Origin of the sequence: Anoxybacillus sp. MB8 (assembly GCF_011006755.1) — a bacterium.
GTDB classification, from domain to species: Bacteria; Bacillota; Bacilli; order Bacillales; family Anoxybacillaceae; genus Anoxybacillus; species Anoxybacillus gonensis.
Map to the genome: position 1 here is coordinate 49,330 of NZ_RXXX01000003.1, position 17,202 is coordinate 66,531.

Consider the following 17,202-nt stretch of genomic DNA (forward strand, 5'->3'; position numbering starts at 1 on the left):
AGGATTTTATTATGGTAAAAGTATATTACAATGGCGATGCAAACGAAGCTTACATTCAAGGGAAGAAAGTAGCGATTATCGGATACGGATCTCAAGGTCATGCCCACGCGCAAAACCTTCGCGATAGCGGCGTTGATGTTATCATTGGATTAAGAAAAGGGAAATCGTGGGAAAAAGCAGAACAAGATGGATTTGTCGTCTTGCCAGTGGATGAAGCGACAAAGCAAGCGGATATTGTAATGATTTTACTTCCAGACGAACATCAGCCGAAAGTGTATAAAGAAGAAATTGCACCAAACTTACAGCCGGGAAATGCGCTCGTGTTTGCACACGGGTTTAATATTCATTTTAACCAAATTGTCCCACCGAGCGATGTGGATGTCTTTTTAGTTGCACCGAAAGGACCAGGTCATTTAGTTCGTCGCACATATACAGAAGGAGCAGGTGTACCAGCGTTAATTGCTGTATATCAAAATGTAAGCGGCGAAGCGAAAGAAATAGCGCTCGCGTATGCAAAAGCGATCGGTTCGGCTCGAGCAGGCGTGATTGAAACGACATTCAAAGAAGAAACAGAAACGGATTTATTTGGTGAACAAGCGGTTCTTTGCGGCGGGTTGACTGCCCTTGTCAAAGCAGGATTTGAAACGCTCGTTGAAGCGGGATATCAACCGGAAATCGCATATTTCGAATGTTTACATGAGTTAAAACTCATTGTTGATTTAATGTACGAAGGCGGTTTGGCAGGCATGCGTTATTCTATTTCTGATACAGCACAATGGGGTGACTTTGTTACAGGTCCACGCATCATTAACGACGCAGTAAAGGCAGAAATGAAAAAAGTGCTCGAAGACATTCAAACAGGGAAGTTTGCAAAAGGTTGGATTTTAGAAAATCAAGCGAATCGTCCGGAGTTTAACGCGATTAACCGCCGCGAAAACGAACATTTAATTGAAGTTGTTGGCCGCGAATTACGTAAAATGATGCCGTTTGTCAACGCTAAACAGAAAGATGTGGTGACGGTCGGTGCGAAAAATTAACATTTTTGATACGACGTTGCGTGACGGAGAGCAGTCTGCAGGCGTCAATTTAAACTTGCATGAAAAGCTAGAAATTGCTCGGCAGTTAGAACGCCTCGGTGTAGATATCATCGAGGCGGGATTCCCTGCCGCATCAAAAGGTGATTTCCAAGCCGTTCAAGCGATCGCTCAAACCGTTCGCAACTGTTCGGTTACAGGTCTTTCTCGCTCTGTTCAGTCCGACATCGATGCGGCGTGGGAGGCGTTAAAAGACGGAGCGGAACCACGATTACACGTATTTATCGCAACGTCACCTATTCATATGCAATATAAATTGCGCATGACACCAGAACAAGTGATTGAAACAGCCGTTGAGTCTGTTCGTTATGCGAAAAAATATTTTCCGATTGTACAATGGTCAGCAGAAGATGCATGTCGAAGCGATCTTCCGTTTCTTGCGACGATTATCGAACGAGTGATCGAAGCAGGAGCGAACGTCATTAATATTCCAGATACAGTCGGCTATATTACTCCGAAACAATATGGCGACATATTCTCTTTTTTAAAGAAAAATGTTCGGAATATTGAAAAAATTAGCTTGTCTGCTCATTGTCACGATGATTTAGGAATGGCTGTCGCCAATTCGCTTGCGGCTATTGAAGCGGGAGCGACACAAATTGAAGGAACGATCAATGGCATTGGCGAGAGAGCAGGAAACGCTGCAATTGAAGAAGTGGCGGTGGCGCTTTATATTCGCAAAGACTACTATCAGGCTGAGACGCGCTTGAACTTGCAAGAGATTAAACGAACGAGCAACCTCGTAAGCAAGCTAACAGGAATGATTGTTCCACCAAATAAAGCGATTGTCGGTAAAAACGCTTTTGCCCATGAATCAGGCATTCACCAAGACGGAGTATTAAAAGAAAAAACAACGTATGAAATTATATCTCCGCAACTTGTTGGCGTGCAATCGAATTCGATGGTGCTCGGAAAACATTCGGGACGCCATGCGTTTCGCACGCGCATTCAAGAGCTTGGTTATGCGTTAACAGAAGAAGAAGTGAATCGTTTATTCGTTCGCTTTAAAGATTTAGCAGATAAAAAGAAAGATATTACCGATGATGATTTAATTGCCCTTATTTTAGATGAAAAGCTAGATACGTATAAAAACTTTTACCAATTATGTTCGATTCAAGTGCAGTACGGGACAAATCAAATTCCAACAGCCGTTGTTGTACTGAAAGATGGAGAAGGAAACGACATTCAAGAAGCGGCAACGGGAGCTGGTAGTGTCGAGGCGCTATATAACGCTTTAGAAAAAGCGCTGCAATTGCCGGTGACGTTGCTTGACTATCGCATTGAATCCGTTGGAAGCGGACGTGATGCTTTAGCGCAAGTATATGTGAAAGTATCGCTCGATGGGAAAGAAGCAAGCGGACGTGGAACGGCACAAGATGTGCTAGAAGCATCAGCCAAAGCATATATTCACGCCGTCAATCGTATGTTTGTCATTGGAAAAATGAAAGAAGAACAAGCGCTTGCCGCGCAATAACGAAGGGGGATGTCTTATGTATCGTATCGCTGTGTTACCTGGGGATGGCATTGGAAAAGAAGTGACAAAAGGAGCGGTAAAAGTTTTGCAAGCAATTGGTGATCGTTTCGGCCATACGTTTCATTTTTCATACGGTTTGATCGGTGGAGAAGCGATCGACCGTGAAGGAACACCGCTTCCAGAACAAACGCTTCAAATGTGCAAACAAAGCGATGCGGTATTGCTTGGTGCTGTTGGTGGACCGAAATGGGACAGTCATCCGCCGCACGTTCGTCCCGAAAAAGGACTGTTGCAAATTCGGAAAGAAATGAACTTATTTGCAAATATTCGCCCGGTGACGTTTTATAGCAGCTTATCAGCTTCTTCACCATTAAAATCACATGTGATTGAAGGAGCCGACTTTGTTATCGTTCGGGAGTTAGTCGGAGGCTTATATTTCGGAAAACCGAGTGAACGGCGTGTGGAAAAAGGAGAAGAAACGGTTGTTGATACGTTGTTTTATAAACGAGCAGAAATCGAGCGCATCATTACGTTTGCTTTTACACTTGCACAAAAGCGAAAGAAAAAAGTAACGTCTGTTGATAAAGCGAATGTGTTAGAGTCAAGTCGCATGTGGCGCGAGGTAGCTGAACAAGTCGCTAAACGTTTTCCAGACGTTCAACTGGAACATATGCTTGTCGATAATGCCGCTATGCAGCTCGTTCGTTCTCCCAAACAGTTTGACGTCATTGTAACAGAAAATATGTTTGGCGATATTTTAAGCGATGAAGCATCGATGTTAACAGGATCGCTCGGCATGCTTCCGTCGGCAAGCTTGTCTGTTGACGGACCGGCATTATACGAACCGATTCACGGTTCGGCTCCAGACATTGCTGGACAAAATAAAGCGAATCCGCTTGCAACGATTTTATCGGCGGCGATGATGCTTCGTTTATCGTTCGGATTGACAGAAGAGGCCGATGTCATCGAACGAGCTGTTAAGCAGGTGTTGGATGCTGGGTATCGTACTGCAGACATTGCTCAACAAGGTGATTGTGTATTATCGACGACAGAAATGGTCGAAAAGGTAAAAGATGCTATTTTAGACGATGTAGCAATTGAACGAATTATGCAAGTGTATGTGTAGGAGGGATTGAGGTGGCGCCAAAGACGATTATTGAAAAAATTTGGGATGAGCACGTTGTATACCGTGAAGATGGAAAACCGGATTTATTATATATTGACTTACATCTCGTTCATGAAGTGACATCGCCGCAAGCGTTTGAAGGATTGCGTCAAAAAGGAAGAAAAGTGCGCCGCCCAGATTTAACGTTTGCGACGATGGATCATAACGTTCCAACAATCAATCGATTCGTCGTTGAAGATGAAGTGGCAAGAAATCAAATGACGGCATTGGAGCGGAACTGTCGTGAGTTCGGCGTTCCGCTTGCCGATTTAAACAGTCCAGAACAAGGCATTGTACATGTCATCGGTCCGGAACTTGGATTGACGCAACCGGGAAAAACAATCGTGTGCGGGGATAGTCATACGTCAACACATGGCGCTTTTGGAGCGTTAGCGTTCGGAATCGGCACGAGTGAAGTCGAACATGTGTTGGCGACGCAAACGTTATGGCAACACCGTCCAAAAACGATGCAAGTGAACGTCACAGGCACGTTGGCACCAGGTGTATCAGCAAAAGACGTCATTTTAGCGATTATCGGAAAGTTTGGTGTTGATTTCGGAACGGGGTATGTGCTTGAGTTTACGGGTGATGTCATTCGTCGTTTGTCGATGGAAGAGCGGATGACGATTTGTAACATGTCGATTGAAGCAGGCGCGCGCGCAGGGTTAATTGCTCCGGATGATGTAACGTTTGCATATTTGCGCGGGCGAAAATATGCTCCAAAAGGAGAAGCGTTTGAACAGGCAGTTGAAAAGTGGAAACAGTTATGCACAGATGAAGGAGCGGTATATGACCGTGTTATTCATATGGATGGAAGTGAAATCGCTCCAACCGTTACATGGGGGACAACGCCTGCGATGAGTTCTCCGATTGATGGAACCGTCCCTTATCCAGAAGAGTTCGCGACCGAAACGGAGAGAAAGGCAGTTCAGTTAGCCTTGCAATATATGGGGCTAAAGCCAGGAACGAAAATGACGGATATTGCTGTTCAACATGTGTTTATCGGATCGTGTACGAACTCACGCATAAGCGATTTAAGAGAAGCGGCACGAATTGTGAAAGGAAAAAAAGTTGCACCGGGCGTGAGGGCGCTCGTCGTTCCGGGCTCGCAACAAGTGAAAAAACAAGCGGAAGAAGAAGGAATTGCTCAAATTTTTATTGATGCAGGTTTTGAATGGCGTGATTCTGGCTGTAGCATGTGCCTTGGCATGAATCCGGATACTGTGCCAGCAGGTGAGCATTGTGCTTCAACGTCAAACCGCAATTTTGAAGGGCGGCAAGGAAAAGGAGCGCGCACGCATCTCGTTAGTCCAGCGATGGCAGCTGCGGCTGCGATTTACGGACATTTTGTTGATGTGCGCACATTGTATAAAGAAGCGGTACGATAGGAGGAGAACGCGTTGGAACCATTCATTATTCATAAAGGAAAAGTAGCTGGTTTAGATCGTGCCAATGTGGATACGGATCAAATTATTCCGAAACAATTTTTAAAACGAATTGAGCGCACAGGATTTGGCCAATTTCTTTTTTATGATTGGCGCTATCTTCCAGACGGGACGCCAAACCCGCATTTTGAGTTAAATCGCCCTGAAAATGAAGGAGCAACGATTTTAGTCGCAAATGAAAATTTTGGTTGCGGATCATCGCGTGAACATGCACCTTGGGCGCTTGCTGATTACGGATTTCGTGCTGTCATTGCTCCTTCTTTTGCGGATATTTTTTATAACAATTGTTTAAAAAATAGTTTACTTCCAATTAAACTTCCAAAAGAAGATGTCGTGTATTTATTAAAACAAGCGGAGCGGTCAGATTATGAGCTGACTATTTCCCTTGAACAACAAGTCGTTTTTGATGACGAAGGATTTACAAGCGCGTTTGATATTGACCCGTATCGAAAACAGCTTCTTTTAAAAGGTTGGGATGAAATCGACTTAACTTTCGTTTATGAACCATATATTATCGCCTATGAAAAAGCACGCTCTTGACGATTCGTCGAGGGCGTTTTTCGTTGAGTTTGGTCAAAAACATTGTTAAACTAAAAGGCAAATGTAAACGAAGGTGAACGAATATGAAAAAACGAAAAGTCGTTCCGCATCCATATGTAAAAGAGCGGTTGCTAACAGAAGGGATGAATGCGTTAAAAGAAAAGCGATATAAAGAAGCGTATACGTATTTAACACAATTAAAAGAGCTGCAACTTCACGATGATGATGTAGAAATGGCACTTGTCGTCTGTTTATTTGAAATGGGACATGTAGAAGAGGCAAAAGAAAGATGTGAGCAACTGTTAGAGCGCGGCAGAGGGGATTGGACGGTATACATTTCTATGCTCGTTCATTTACAACAATACGATGAAGTTGTCGCAGTCATTCATAAACTCCAGCGAAAAGGAATCGATTGCACGCCTTTTTTACCACTTTTACAGTTTAGTGAAAAAATGATTCGGTCTCAGCACGAACAACGGGCAAAACAATACGAAGCGATTTTCGAAAGCGATCAATGGCCGAAACAACTACGCACCCTTCACCAATTAGATTCGCGCATCGTTCCACACCTTGTTTCTATTTTTTCTCGTTATTTACATGACGAAATGAAACATCCAATTGTAAAAACGACGATGTTATGCATATTAAGGAAAGAACAAGTGATGGAGCCGATGACTGTAAAAAAATTTGGACAAACGATGACGGTCGTTCCAGCCGAACTCGACGAACAAATACAAAAGCGTTGGATAGAACAAGTGCTTGATATCGTCGAACAAACATGGGCGACACAAAATCCAACGATGTATGAATGGTGCGAACAAATATGGTTTCGTTACATGGTTGTGACATACCCGTTTCTTCCAGAAGGCTCAGCACAACAATGGGCGACTGCATTATACACATATGTTGAGCAATGTGAAACGGGAAAAACGGTATGGACAAATCCGCTCGTTGCCAAACTTTATGAAGCGGAAAAATTGTGGCTCTCTGTTGAAAGTATATAATTGTATGGTATAATATAATGGTTGTATTACACATAAAACCGTGTATGCCTACATATATGTAGTTCATTTACATGAATTTTTGAAGTTGGAGGGAAATAAACATGTCGGCGAAATGGGAAAAACTCGAAGGCAATCAAGGCGTTCTTACAGTAGAAGTAGACGCTGAAAAAGTGAATGAAGGATTAGATGAAGCGTTTAAAAAAGTAGTGAAAAAAGTACAAATTCCAGGATTCCGTAAAGGAAAAATTCCTCGCTCTTTATTTGAAAAACGTTTCGGCGTTGAATCGTTATACGCAGATGCGTTAGATATTTTATTGCCAGAGGCATACGCAAAAGCTGTTGAAGAAACAGGCATTGAGCCAGTCGATCGTCCAGAAATCGACGTCGAGCAAATGGAAAAAGGAAAAAGCTTAATTTTCACTGCAAAAGTGACTGTGAAGCCAGAAGTGACGCTTGGTCAATACAAAGGTCTTGAAGTAGAGAAATTAGATGATACAGTAACTGACGAAGACGTCGAACAAGAATTAAAACGTTTGCAAGAGCGTCATGCGGAGCTTGTTGTGAAAGAAGAAGGAACAGTAGAAAACGGTGATACAGTTGTCATCGATTTCGAAGGATTCGTTGACGGTGAAGCGTTTGAAGGCGGAAAAGCAGAAAACTATTCTCTTGTTATCGGTTCAGGTACATTCATCCCAGGATTTGAAGAGCAATTAATCGGCATGGCGGCTGGGGAAGAAAAAGACATTGAAGTGACATTCCCAGAAGAATATCATGCAGAGCAATTAGCTGGTAAACCAGCTGTGTTCAAAATTAAATTGCACGAAATTAAAGCAAAACAACTTCCTGCGCTTGATGACGAGTTTGCGAAAGACGTAGATGAAGAAGTAGAAACATTAGATGCGCTAAAAGAAAAAATAAAAGAGCGCTTAACAAAAGAGAAAAAAGAAGAAGCAGAAGCGGCACTTCGCGATGCGGTTGTTCAAAAAGCAACAGAAAACGCACAAATGGACATCCCAGAAGTGATGGTGAAAAACGAAACAGACCGTATGCTTCGCGAGTTTGAGCAACGTTTACAAATGCAAGGGTTAAACCTTGACTTATACTATCAATTCTCTGGACAAGATGAAGCGGCACTTCGCCAGCAAATGAAAGAAGAAGCAGAAAAACGTGTTCGTGTCACATTGACGCTTGAGGCGATCGTAAAAGCAGAAAACATTGACGTAACAGAAGAAGAAGTAGAAAAAGAACTAGAGGAAATGGCGAACCTTTACAGCTTATCGGTCGATAAGTTAAAAGAACTTTTAGGTACATTAGATGGCTTAAAAGAAGACTTAAAAATGCGCAAAGCAATCGATTTCCTTGTTGAAAACAGCAAAGTTGTTGCATAATGAGAAGAGAAAGAACAAGGTGCATCACGTGCCTTGTTCTTTCCACATATAGTTGCAGTAATGAAAGTTTTCTAACTTTTCGTGCACATTTACGTTTTTATTGGCATACTTTTAAAGATTTATGATAAAATGACGAATACATAACGTTTTTTCTTTTCGTGTACATATGATAGTAGGGAAATAAGGGGTGAAATCATGTTTAAATTTAATGATGAAAAAGGGCAGTTGAAATGCTCGTTTTGTGGCAAAACGCAAGAACAAGTGCGCAAGCTTGTTGCTGGCCCGGGTGTATACATATGCGATGAGTGTATTGAATTGTGTACAGAAATTGTGCAAGAAGAGCTTGGATCGGAAGAAGAAGTAGAGTTCAAAGACGTACCGAAGCCAAAGGAAATTCGTGAAATTTTAGATGAGTACGTCATCGGACAAGACGAAGCGAAAAAAGCGCTTTCTGTAGCGGTATATAACCATTACAAACGCATTAATTCAAACAGCAAAATTGATGAGGTCGAGCTAGCGAAAAGCAATATTTTAATGATCGGGCCGACAGGAAGCGGAAAAACATTACTTGCTCAAACGCTTGCTCGCATTTTAAACGTGCCGTTTGCAATTGCTGATGCGACATCGCTAACAGAAGCGGGATATGTCGGAGAAGACGTTGAAAACATTTTATTAAAGCTTATTCAAGCGGCAGATTACGACATTGAACGTGCAGAAAAAGGAATTATTTATATCGATGAAATCGATAAAATTGCGCGCAAATCAGAAAACCCTTCCATTACGCGCGACGTATCGGGAGAAGGTGTGCAACAAGCGCTATTGAAAATTTTAGAAGGAACAATTGCGAGCGTTCCTCCACAAGGCGGACGGAAACATCCTCATCAAGAGTTCATTCAAATTGATACAACGAACATTTTATTCATTTGTGGTGGGGCGTTTGACGGTTTAGAACCAATTATTAAACGTCGTCTTGGGAAAAAAGTGATCGGCTTTAGCTCAGATGTGCAGGCGGAAGTTGAAGAAAAAGATTTGCTGTCGAAAGTGTTGCCAGAAGACTTATTAAAATTCGGATTAATTCCAGAGTTCGTTGGACGTCTTCCGGTCATTACGAGCTTACAACCACTCGATGAAGATGCGCTTGTTGATATTTTAGTGAAGCCGAAAAATGCCCTTGTCAAGCAATATGAAAAAATGCTCGAACTTGACGATGTCGAACTTGAATTTGAAGAAGAAGCACTTCGAGAAATTGCAAAACGTGCGATTGAACGAAAAACAGGAGCGCGCGGTTTACGCTCTATTATTGAAGGGATTATGCTTGACGTCATGTTTGAATTACAGTCGCGTGAAGATGTGAAAAAATGCGTCATTACGGCAGAGACGGTACGCGGGGAAAAAGCACCGCTTCTCATTTTACACGACGGAACGATCGTCGAGTACGAACGAAAAACATCAGCGTAAATGGAAAAAGATCGATTTTCCGAATCGGAAAGTCGATCTTTTTTTGTTTATTTCCTTGTTTGCTCGGAGATACTATGCGTACAATACATATGCAGGAGGAACGCCATGAATTGGACAAACATTGCGCTACTTATTCAGTTGTTTTTCGGGATTATTATCGGCCTCTACTTTTTAAATTTATTAAAAAGTCAACGCACACAAAAAATTTCAATTGATAAAGAAGCACGAAAAGAGATGGAACAACTTCGCAAAATGCGCTCTATTTCATTAACAGAACCGCTTGCTGAAAAAGTGCGTCCAAAAACGTTTGATGATATTGTCGGCCAAGAAGATGGGATGAAAGCATTAAAAGCGGCATTATGTGGACCGAATCCACAACATGTCATTATTTACGGACCGCCTGGTGTTGGAAAAACAGCAGCTGCCCGCCTCGTATTAGAAGAAGCGAAAAAAAATCCACTATCTCCATTTCGAAAAGATGCTGTATTTATTGAATTAGATGCAACGACGGCTCGATTTGATGAGCGCGGTATTGCTGATCCGCTTATCGGTTCTGTACACGATCCGATTTATCAAGGAGCAGGAGCGATGGGACAAGCCGGTATTCCACAACCGAAACAAGGAGCGGTAACGAATGCTCATGGTGGGGTGTTATTTATTGATGAAATTGGCGAGTTGCATCCGATTCAAATGAATAAGCTGTTAAAAGTGTTAGAAGATCGTAAAGTGTTTTTTGAAAGCGCATATTATAGCGAAGAAAATCCGAATATTCCAAATCATATTCACGACATTTTTCAAAACGGGTTGCCCGCTGATTTTCGACTTGTTGGCGCCACGACACGAACGCCAAATGAAATCCCGCCAGCTATTCGCTCGCGCTGTATGGAAGTATTTTTTAGGGAGTTAGAGCAAGAAGAAATTGCCCAAATTGTGAAAAAGGCCGCAGAAAAAGTAAACCTTCCGATTGAGGAACAAGCAGTTAATGAGCTTGCGATGTATGCTCGGAATGGACGAGAAGCGGTCAATACGCTACAAATCGCAGCGGGAATCGTCATTTCAGAGAAACGATCTAAAATTTTACGACAAGATATCGAATGGGTCATTCAATCAAGCCAACTATCACCGCGATATGAGAAAAAAGTAGGACAAGAAGCAAAAGTCGGATTAGTAAACGGATTAGCGGTTTATGGTCCAAATAGTGGAGCACTATTAGAAATTGAAGTTGCGGTATTGCCGGCAAAAGAAAAGGGAACGATCAATATGACCGGCATTGTCGAAGAGGAGCAAATTGGCGGACAAGGAAAATCCATTCGCCGAAAAAGTATGGCTCGTGGCTCGATAGAAAACGTCATTACTGTTTTACGTACACTTGGTGTTCCTGCCGATCAATATGATATTCACGTCAACTTTCCGGGGGGCGTTCCGATCGATGGTCCTTCGGCTGGTGTTGCGATGGCGATCGGTATTTACTCCGCCATTTATCGTTTACCGATTAATCCAACGGTAGCGATGACTGGGGAAATCGGTGTACATGGAAACGTGAAGCCCGTTGGCGGCATTTTTCCGAAAGTGAAGGCAGCAAAGCAAGCTGGAGCGAAAACAGTCATTATTCCGCGTGGCAATATGCAGTCGATTTTAAGACAAGTGACAGACATTGAGATTGTTCCTGTTGATCATATTAGTGATGTTCTTTCCTTTTTATTTCACGAACATGTTCGTTCTGTTTCGATGCGTCATCATTTACCAAAAACAGAACGAATGTGAAAGCAATCGGCTTCAACGGAGCGTTGAAGTCGATTTTTTACGATGAAAGATTTTACAAACTCTATAATGTACTATACAATAGGGCAATAGAAGTATGATGGAGGTGCGGGGTTGTGGCGAGAAAGAAAAATAAAGTCATTCCACTCTTGCCGTTAAGAGGGTTACTTGTGTTTCCGACGACAGTGTTGCATTTAGACGTTGGGCGGGAAAAATCGGTACAAGCGCTAGAAAAAGCGATGGTTGAAGAAAATCTCGTGTTGTTAACGTCGCAAAAAGACGTACAAATTGATGATCCGGAACTTGAAGATTTATATGATATGGGGACGGTTGCGCGGGTGAAGCAATTATTGAAGTTGCCGAACGGGACATTTCGTGTGCTCGTTGAAGGAATATCGCGCGGAAAAGTATTAAAATGGGTAAGTGAAGATCCTTGCTATGTCGTGCAAATTGAACAGTTTACCGACAATGAAAAGGACGATATGGAACTTGAAGCATTGCGCCGCACAATGCTTGAGTATTTTGAGCAATACATAAAGCTTTCTAAAAAATTGTCCGCTGATATTTATACGTCTGTCATGGACATTCAACAAGCGGGGCGAATGGCGGACATTATCGCTTCTCATTTGCCGTTAAAACTTGAAGAAAAGCAACGGTTGCTTGAAGCGGTTGCTGTGAAAGAACGCGTTCATCAAATCATTCAAATTCTTCATAACGAAAAAGAAATTTTGCATTTAGAAAAACGAATTAGCCAACGCGTGAAACAATCGATGGAGCGGACGCAAAAAGAATATTACTTACGCGAGCAAATGAAGGCCATTCAAAAAGAGCTTGGTGAGAAAGAAGGAAAAGCTGGTGAAATTGAATCGTTGCGCGAGAAAATTGAACAAGTAGGTATGCCGGAACACGTGAAAGCAACTGCATTAAAAGAGCTTGAACGCTATGAAAAAGTGCCGGCCGCTTCTGCAGAAAGTGGAGTTATTCGCAACTATTTAGATTGGTTGCTTGCGTTACCATGGACGAAACAAACAGAAGATATTCACGATATTCATCGCGCTGAAAATATTTTAAACGAAGAACATTACGGGCTCGAAACGGTAAAAGAGCGCGTGTTGGAATATTTAGCTGTCCAACAATTGACGCATTCGTTACGAGGACCGATTCTTTGTTTAGTAGGACCGCCGGGGGTTGGAAAAACATCGCTTGCTCGTTCAATCGCGAAAACGTTAAATCGACGTTTCGTCCGCATTTCGCTTGGTGGTGTGCGCGACGAGTCGGAAATTCGCGGCCATCGCCGTACGTACGTCGGTGCTTTACCAGGTCGTATTATTCAAGGGATGAAAAAAGCTGGAACGATTAACCCTGTATTTTTACTTGATGAAATTGATAAAATGTCGAACGATTTTCGCGGTGATCCGTCTGCGGCGTTACTTGAAGTATTGGACCCGGAACAAAATCATTCATTTAGCGATCATTATATTGAAGAGCCGTATGACTTATCGAAAGTGATGTTTATTGCGACAGCGAATACGCTCGCAACGATTCCTCGTCCGCTGCTAGACCGAATGGAAGTCATTACAATTCCGAGCTATACGGAAATTGAAAAGCTTCATATTGCAAAAGAACATTTATTGCCAAAACAAATGGAAGCGCACGGTTTGCAAAAGCGTATGCTTCATATGCGCGATGAAGCGCTCATGCAAGTCATTCGCTATTATACGCGTGAAGCAGGTGTGCGGAATTTAGAACGCCAACTGGCTTCCATTTGTCGCAAAGCTGCCAAAACAATCGTATCTGAGGGGCGAAAGCGCGTTGTCATAACAGAAAAAAACGTTAGCGAATGGTTAGGAAAGCCGAAATATCATTACGGGCGAGCTGAAAGTGAAGATCAAGTTGGCGTGGCGACAGGGTTGGCGTATACAGCGGCTGGTGGAGATACGTTGGCAATTGAAGTATCGATTGCTCCTGGCAAAGGAAAGCTGACGCTGACGGGTCAACTAGGCGACGTCATGAAAGAATCTGCCCAAGCAGCGTTCACATACATTCGCTCGAAGGCGAAAGAATTCGGAATCGATCCAGAGTTTCATGAAAAGTTAGATATTCACATTCACGTGCCAGAAGGGGCGGTACCAAAGGATGGGCCTTCGGCAGGAATTACGATAGCGACGGCGCTCATTTCGGCGTTGACAGGAAAACGAGTGAGCCGTTTTGTCGGTATGACGGGTGAAATCACATTGCGCGGTCGTGTACTTGCGATTGGCGGGGTAAAGGAGAAAGTATTAAGCGCCCATCGCGCAGGGTTAAAGAAAGTCATTTTGCCGAAAGAAAATGAAAAAGATTTAGAAGACATCCCTGAAGTTGTAAAAAAACAAATGCAGTTTGTTCTCGTTTCACATATTGATGATGTGCTTGAACATGCTTTGGTAGGTGAAGGTCAATGAAAATTACAAACGTAGAAATGGTGATTAGTGCCGTCAAGCAAGAACAATACCCAGCAGGTCAACTCCCCGAGTTTGCGCTTGCTGGGCGCTCAAATGTCGGGAAATCATCATTTATTAACAAAATGATTAACCGAAAAAATTTTGCGCGCACATCATCTAAACCGGGAAAAACACAAACATTAAACTTTTATCGAATTAATGATGCGTTATACTTTGTCGACGTACCGGGATATGGATTTGCGAAAGTATCAAAAACCGAACGTGAAGCGTGGGGAAAAATGATTGAAACGTATTTTACGACGCGCGAACAATTGAAAGCAGCGTTGTTGATCGTTGATTTGCGTCATCCCCCGACGAAAGATGATGTGATGATGTATGAGTTTTTAAAGCATTACAACATTCCAACGCTCGTCATTGCGACGAAAGCGGATAAAATTCCGCGCGGAAAATGGCAACAACATGCGAAGGTCGCCAAAGAAACATTGCGCCTTATTCCAGATGACGAACTCATTATTTTTTCTGCAGAGACAGGTCAAGGGAAAGATGAAGCATGGGGTGCATTACAAAAATGGATGTAAATAAAAAATGTGGGTGAATGACCCACATTTTTGCATATTTACCCCTTTTTTACGAACAATAAGTACAATCCGAGCAAAATGAACGCCATCGGCCAAATGCGGATGAGTGAATCAAATGTCACGGACGTAAACACTTGTTGAAGCCGATGTGAAAATAAAAAAATAATGGATAGCGCAAACAATAAAATGGTAGGAAGCAATGCTTGCTTTGTTTTTACATATTGTAACAACAACCCGAGTGAGATAATGAGCGTCAACACGCTTACATCATCTGGCCACGCTGAAAGGCGTGAAGCGAGATGGAAATGAATGCCGATCCCAGTAAACGCCACACCGGACAAAATAGCGGAGTAGTCTTTTCCGATATACGCTTGGCCTAAAAAAGCGATGCCAATAATAAACAGCAATGTTGGCCACGTATGGAAAGACGGAAAAAGTGAAAATCGCTCTAGTAAAAAGTACGTTCCAAAACCGATCAAAATAATGCCGGAAAAAATACCACGTTTTTTCATTGAAAATCCCCCAATTCCGTGCGACACTTAAAACAGCATCTGTTCACTAGTTTACTAAATGAACAGCATTTAAGAAAGATCGAAAGTTGTCAAATTGTATTCACACTTTATAAGGAAAAAACAAAATAGACGTGCTATAATGAAATGAGATGACTTTAAAATTCGGGGTGATGGGAATGTATGTCGTCGTTGTCAGCGTAAACTATCGTACAGCCCCTGTCGAAATTCGTGAGAAGTTGACGTTTAATCAAACGGAACTTGCTGAAGCGATGAAAGCGCTACAAAAGCAAAAAAGTATGTTAGAAAACGTCATCGTTTCGACATGTAACCGCACGGAAATTTACGCGGTTGTCGATCAGCTGAACACAGGGCGTTATTATATAAAAACATTTTTAGCGGATTGGTTTGGGCTCGATAAAGAACAAATCGTTCCGTATTTGCACATTTATGAAGAGCGTGAAGCGATTGAGCATTTGTTCCGCGTCGCTTGCGGTCTTGATTCCATGATCTTAGGAGAAACGCAAATTCTTGGGCAAGTGCGCACAAGTTTTCTTTTAGCACAGCAAGAAAACACAATAGGCACGGTGTTTAAACAGCTATTTAAACAAGCGATTACGTTAGCGAAGCGCGCACATGCAGAAACAGAAATTGGTGCAAATGCGGTTTCTGTTAGCTATGCAGCTGTCGAGCTTGCGAAAAAAATTTTTGGCGATTTGAAAAATAAACATGTGCTCGTTTTAGGTGCTGGGAAAATGGGAGAATTGGCGTTGCAAAACTTGTACGGAAGCGGCGTCAAACGTGTGACAGTTGTGAATCGCACGTTTGAAAAGGCGCAACAACTTGCAGAACGATTTAATGGGGATGCTAAGCCGTTATCCCAATTGCAATGTGCGCTGTTAGAAGCGGATATTTTAATTAGTTCGACGGGCGCAAAGCAATACGTCATCACAAAAGAAACGATGGCAGTGATTGAAAAAATGCGCAAAGGTCGTCCATTTTTTATGATTGATATTGCTGTACCACGCGATTTAGACCCGGCGCTTGCTGAATTAGATAGCGTCTTTTTATACGACATTGACGACTTGCAAGATATTGTTGAAGCGAACTTGGCGGAGCGAAAAAAGGCAGCGGAGCAAATTGAGCGCATGATTGCTGAGGAAATGGACGAGTTTCAACAATGGCTGCATATGCTTGGTGTCGTTCCTATTATTGCAGCTTTGCGCGAGAAGGCGATGCTCATTCAAGAAGAAACGATGAAAAGTTTAGAACGAAAATTGCCACATTTATCAGAACGAGATAAAAAAGTATTAAACAAACATACAAAAAGCATCGTCAATCAATTGTTGCGCGATCCGATTTTGCGCGCAAAAGAATTGGCTGCAGAGGACAATGCAGAAGAAGCGCTTCAGTTGTTTATGAAAATTTTCAATATTGAACAACAAGTGAAGCAGCAACAAAAAGAGATGAGCTGTGTTCACGAGCGAGCAACAGAACCATCTTTTCAATCGTAAGGAAGATCATATATGTTTGACATGACGAGATGGTACGAACTCTCGCTTCTTTTACATGCATCGTCCGTTTTGTTTTATTTTATTGATTTTCTTCACCACAACCGGAAGGCAAACCGTATTGCTTTCGGGTTGCTTTCTATTGTTTGGGGGATGCAAACATTTTTCTTTTTTGCGAGAATGGTCGAAACAGGAAGATTTCCTGTTTTAACGCTTGCGGAGGGGCTGTCGTTTTATGCGTGGCTACTAATTACGTTATCGCTTGCGATTAACGGATGGCTACGCGTTGATTTCCTCGTCTTTTTTACAAACGTATTAGCGTTTTTTATTCTTTCATTGCATACGTTCGCACCGACGCCGTACACCGTTGGCATTGCTGAACAACTCATGTCAGAGCTATTGTTTATCCATATTACGATGGCCATTTTATCGTACGGAGCATTTTCGATTTCATTTATGTTTTCGCTTTTATATTTGCTTCAATATGAGCTATTAAAGAAAAAAAAATGGGGAAAACGGTTATGGCGACTCGGCGACTTAGCGAAGCTTGACGATCTTTCTTATGTGTTAAACGGCGTCGGTGTGCCAGTTTTATTATTAAGTTTAATTTTAGGTATTGTTTGGGCATACATGAAAGTAGATCATTTCGTTTTATATGACGCAAAAGTGCTCGGTTCGTTTACTGTATTTGCAACATACAGTTTTTATTTATATAAGCGAGCTGTCAAAGGGATACAAGGAAAAGAAATGGCGCTTTGGAATATCGGATCGTTTCTTATTTTGCTTATTAATTTCTTTTTGTTTGGCACGTTATCGCAATTTCACTTTTAACGA

General features: G+C 42.3%; 14 protein-coding genes. 13 read left to right on the plus strand and 1 reads right to left on the minus strand.

Annotated elements, in window-relative coordinates; genetic code table 11:
• Positions 1–11 precede the first annotated feature (11 nt).
• From ilvC to yihA, 11 genes are all read left to right on the plus strand, one after another.
• Positions 12–1,037: a ketol-acid reductoisomerase gene (ilvC, locus tag EKC99_RS01955; protein ID WP_021093837.1), complete on the plus strand. Its 1,026-nt coding sequence runs from the start codon at positions 12–14 to the stop codon at positions 1,035–1,037.
• Positions 1,024–2,568 carry a 2-isopropylmalate synthase gene (locus tag EKC99_RS01960; protein ID WP_021093838.1) on the plus strand — a complete coding sequence of 515 codons (1,545 nt, stop codon included), beginning with the start codon at positions 1,024–1,026 and terminating at the stop codon, positions 2,566–2,568. The genes ilvC and EKC99_RS01960 overlap by 14 nt, the downstream gene beginning before the upstream one ends.
• Positions 2,569–2,584: 16 nt before the next feature.
• Positions 2,585–3,694: a 3-isopropylmalate dehydrogenase gene (leuB, locus tag EKC99_RS01965; protein WP_021093839.1), complete on the plus strand. Its 1,110-nt coding sequence runs from the start codon at positions 2,585–2,587 to the stop codon at positions 3,692–3,694.
• An 11-nt stretch (positions 3,695–3,705) separates the two neighbouring features.
• The gene (gene leuC, locus EKC99_RS01970; protein WP_021093840.1) at positions 3,706–5,121 is read left to right on the plus strand and encodes a 3-isopropylmalate dehydratase large subunit; all 1,416 of its coding nucleotides are present in this window, start codon (positions 3,706–3,708) and stop codon (positions 5,119–5,121) included.
• 12 nt (positions 5,122–5,133) lie between these two features.
• A complete protein-coding gene (gene leuD, locus EKC99_RS01975) occupies positions 5,134–5,718 on the plus strand; it encodes a 3-isopropylmalate dehydratase small subunit (protein ID WP_021093841.1) in 585 nt (194 codons plus the stop codon).
• An 83-nt stretch (positions 5,719–5,801) separates the two neighbouring features.
• A complete protein-coding gene (locus EKC99_RS01980; protein WP_021093842.1) occupies positions 5,802–6,722 on the plus strand; it encodes a DUF3196 family protein in 921 nt (306 codons plus the stop codon).
• A 101-nt stretch (positions 6,723–6,823) separates the two neighbouring features.
• On the plus strand, positions 6,824–8,110 hold the full coding sequence (gene tig / locus EKC99_RS01985; protein WP_021093843.1) for a trigger factor: 1,287 nt from the start codon (positions 6,824–6,826) through the stop codon (positions 8,108–8,110).
• Between the two features lie 195 nt (positions 8,111–8,305).
• A complete protein-coding gene (clpX, locus tag EKC99_RS01990) occupies positions 8,306–9,568 on the plus strand; it encodes an ATP-dependent protease ATP-binding subunit ClpX (protein WP_163150241.1) in 1,263 nt (420 codons plus the stop codon).
• Positions 9,569–9,673: 105 nt separating this feature from the next.
• Positions 9,674–11,332, plus strand: coding sequence for an ATP-dependent protease LonB (gene lonB, locus EKC99_RS01995; RefSeq protein WP_042534110.1), 1,659 nt, complete (start codon positions 9,674–9,676; stop codon positions 11,330–11,332).
• Between the two features lie 113 nt (positions 11,333–11,445).
• Entirely contained in the window at positions 11,446–13,770 is a 2,325-nt protein-coding gene (gene lon / locus EKC99_RS02000) for an endopeptidase La (protein ID WP_163150243.1), read from the plus strand.
• On the plus strand, positions 13,767–14,348 hold the full coding sequence (yihA, locus tag EKC99_RS02005) for a ribosome biogenesis GTP-binding protein YihA/YsxC (protein WP_163150245.1): 582 nt from the start codon (positions 13,767–13,769) through the stop codon (positions 14,346–14,348). The genes lon and yihA overlap by 4 nt, the downstream gene beginning before the upstream one ends.
• Before the next feature lie 38 nt (positions 14,349–14,386).
• On the opposite strand, the gene EKC99_RS02010 is transcribed toward yihA, so the two are convergent.
• Positions 14,387–14,860, minus strand: coding sequence for a LiaI-LiaF-like domain-containing protein (locus EKC99_RS02010; RefSeq protein WP_021093848.1), 474 nt, complete (start codon positions 14,858–14,860; stop codon positions 14,387–14,389).
• Positions 14,861–15,036: 176 nt separating this feature from the next.
• On the opposite strand from EKC99_RS02010, the gene hemA reads away from it, so the two are divergent.
• Both hemA and EKC99_RS02020 read left to right on the plus strand, forming a co-directional pair.
• Entirely contained in the window at positions 15,037–16,371 is a 1,335-nt protein-coding gene (gene hemA / locus EKC99_RS02015) for a glutamyl-tRNA reductase (RefSeq protein ID WP_035062871.1), read from the plus strand.
• Between the two features lie 12 nt (positions 16,372–16,383).
• Positions 16,384–17,199 (plus strand): cytochrome C assembly family protein, encoded by an 816-nt coding sequence (locus EKC99_RS02020; protein WP_009361764.1) that lies wholly within the window; start codon positions 16,384–16,386, stop codon positions 17,197–17,199.
• Positions 17,200–17,202: the final 3 nt, after the last annotated feature.

What these genes read in the sequence shown, in the direction of transcription:
- ilvC (WP_021093837.1), top strand. Translation starts at nt 12, where the DNA reads ATGGTAAAAGTATATTACAATGGCGATGCAAACGAAGCTTACATTCAA.
- leuB (WP_021093839.1), top strand. Translation starts at nt 2,585, where the DNA reads ATGTATCGTATCGCTGTGTTACCTGGGGATGGCATTGGAAAAGAAGTG.
- EKC99_RS01980 (WP_021093842.1), top strand. Translation starts at nt 5,802, where the DNA reads ATGAAAAAACGAAAAGTCGTTCCGCATCCATATGTAAAAGAGCGGTTG.
- tig (WP_021093843.1), top strand. Translation starts at nt 6,824, where the DNA reads ATGTCGGCGAAATGGGAAAAACTCGAAGGCAATCAAGGCGTTCTTACA.
- clpX (WP_163150241.1), top strand. Translation starts at nt 8,306, where the DNA reads ATGTTTAAATTTAATGATGAAAAAGGGCAGTTGAAATGCTCGTTTTGT.
- lonB (WP_042534110.1), top strand. Translation starts at nt 9,674, where the DNA reads ATGAATTGGACAAACATTGCGCTACTTATTCAGTTGTTTTTCGGGATT.
- yihA (WP_163150245.1), top strand. Translation starts at nt 13,767, where the DNA reads ATGAAAATTACAAACGTAGAAATGGTGATTAGTGCCGTCAAGCAAGAA.
- EKC99_RS02010 (WP_021093848.1), bottom strand. Translation starts at nt 14,860, where the DNA reads ATGAAAAAACGTGGTATTTTTTCCGGCATTATTTTGATCGGTTTTGGA.
- hemA (WP_035062871.1), top strand. Translation starts at nt 15,037, where the DNA reads ATGTATGTCGTCGTTGTCAGCGTAAACTATCGTACAGCCCCTGTCGAA.
- EKC99_RS02020 (WP_009361764.1), top strand. Translation starts at nt 16,384, where the DNA reads ATGTTTGACATGACGAGATGGTACGAACTCTCGCTTCTTTTACATGCA.